The following is a 2,102-nucleotide window of genomic DNA, read 5'->3' as shown; positions in this document are numbered from 1 at the left end:
TTCTAAATTCCTCGCCAGCGCACTCTTTGTGCCCCACCAGTGGATTCTAAGCTCCTCACCAGCGCACTCTCTGTGCCCCACCGGTGGATTTTTAAATCTCATACATCTCACCGCCCATGTTCACTATTCCATAGCTCGGCGAAAATGTGCTGCCCTGCAACTGACACAATTGGTCACTGTAAAAGCGTGAGTGTTCTCTTAGTGTTATTGGGTAGCTGCTAAAGAAGTACAACACGCTCCGCTCAACGAATAAGCCCCCTTTGCGGACTTCAGGACTACCTGATGTTCACCGAGGGGGCTTTTTGTTTGTGTTGATTACTTGTTGAACAACTTGAGGAACTGGGACATGTAGGCGGATGCAAGCATGGTTTCAACTGCTTGGAGGTACTGTCCAATAGTCAGGCCAGATGAATAGAGTGAGTAAGACAAGGAGTCTGTCTTCTTATTCTTATGCCCTAATAGAGCAGAGGTGAAACGCTCCTCAGTAAATGCCCGATCATAGGCTGTTCCTGTCATGTGCCGGAGGCTATGAAAGCATTTTGACCGATCCCTCTTCCCAGTAGCCCTGAGTTTTAGCTTGCCGAAACGCTGTGACCACGCATCGACTGAACTCTCTGACCACATTTTTACATCGACACAATGTTGAAGCTCTTTCCATAAGTCCCTTGGGAGCGGCAATACGCGATCTGAAGCTTCTGTCTTCCCCTTCCCTGTCTTGATCGCGGTGACTCCTTCCAGAACAACAAAGCTATCTGGATTGAGCCCTACCAATTCGCTCAGTCGGAACCCAGTCACAAGCCCGAAGCAAATCAATGCTCGCTCCTGGGCATCAGCCAGCCGAACGATCTCTTCCATCTCCTCTATAGTGAACTCCTTGTAACTGCTCCCATCGCCTTGATACTCAATCTTTGCACCCTTGAATGGGCTCTCTCCTTCCACATGCTCATGTAGCCAGTTCCAGTCCCACATCTTCTGTAATGCTGCAATGTAGCCTTTTCGTGTACTGTCGCTTACCGTATCGCTAATGCTATTGATCCAACGAGTGACCTGCCGCCTATCCAATTCGTTCAGGCGGATTTCCTTATTACCCGAGGCTGTAATGAGGCTCTGAGTTGCATTCTTCACGCGACTCAATGTCGCTTTGGCGACCTTTCCTTCATGCTCTTTAATAAAACCCCAAGCGGCTTCTTCCAAGGTGATGCTGTACTTCTCGACTAGTTCTGTTTTGCCGTGTATTGCAGCTAGATAGGCATCAGCCTTGATAACATCACCTTTCTCCAGAACAGCTCCCACATCGAATGCAGACTCTAGGGCGTCATAAGCATCAATAGCGGCAAAGTCGTCGAGATAAGCTAGCCGTGACTCTAACGTTTTCTTCGCTCGGCTCGCCTCTGTATAGGCCGCCATGAACTCTGAACGTCGTGCGTGTACTTTTTTGGCCGTTACCATCGCTTGAAACTTCGAGACCATTAGATCCCGCATTTTACGAGCTTCATAAACGTCATCCGTTTGAAGTGACTTGCTGAAGATTGAGCGCCCGCTAAAGAAAGGATCATCCCTCAAGATTCGGGGGATGTTCCAGTGCAAGTACCAAGTGTTATTTCGTAGCCAGAGGTGACGATTTAGATTCTGCTTTTTGCTCTTCATGTTCAAATGTTCCTTAGGTCTGTGATAACCTAGGCTCAGTGTTAATAACACCTCGCATAGCAACTCACATCGCTAAGTACATGATTAGAAAGGAAATCAGCGCTTTGCGCCGTGTTTTCCATGAACTTCCTGTTCAACGTCTAATCCCATGACAGGCCAGCATTTGCTGGCCTGTTTTTTATCTGCCATTGCCCGGGCAATCATGGCAATGTCTTAAAAAAAAGCAGATTGTTGGGCTTTTGCGCAACAGAGACCAATAACTGGTCAAACGCACTCAAATTGCGTTTTTCTGGCAAAAAAAGGGTTGACGCCCCAGAGCCAGATACGCATAATTCGGCCCGCACGGTGACGAGGTAACGACTCACCGGAAGCAAGGTTGGCTATGTAGCTCAGTTGGTTAGAGCATCGCACTCATAATGCGGGGGTCACAGGTTCGAATCCCGTCATAGCCACCA

General features: G+C 48.4%; 1 protein-coding gene and 1 tRNA gene. One reads left to right on the top strand and one right to left on the bottom strand.

Annotated elements, in window-relative coordinates:
- Positions 1-315: 315 nt before the first annotated feature.
- The gene (locus G5253_RS20430; RefSeq protein ID WP_421204165.1) at positions 316-1,647 is read right to left on the bottom strand and encodes a tyrosine-type recombinase/integrase; all 1,332 of its coding nucleotides are present in this window, start codon (positions 1,645-1,647) and stop codon (positions 316-318) included.
- A 378-nt stretch (positions 1,648-2,025) separates the two neighbouring features.
- Here G5253_RS20430 and G5253_RS20425 point away from each other — a divergent pair.
- Positions 2,026-2,102 (top strand) — tRNA-Met (locus tag G5253_RS20425).

Source organism: Aeromonas sp. 602658, from assembly GCF_049173005.1.
GTDB classification, from domain to species: Bacteria; Pseudomonadota; Gammaproteobacteria; order Enterobacterales; family Aeromonadaceae; genus Aeromonas; species Aeromonas veronii_A.
This window is presented reverse-complemented; position numbering and strand designations above follow the sequence as displayed.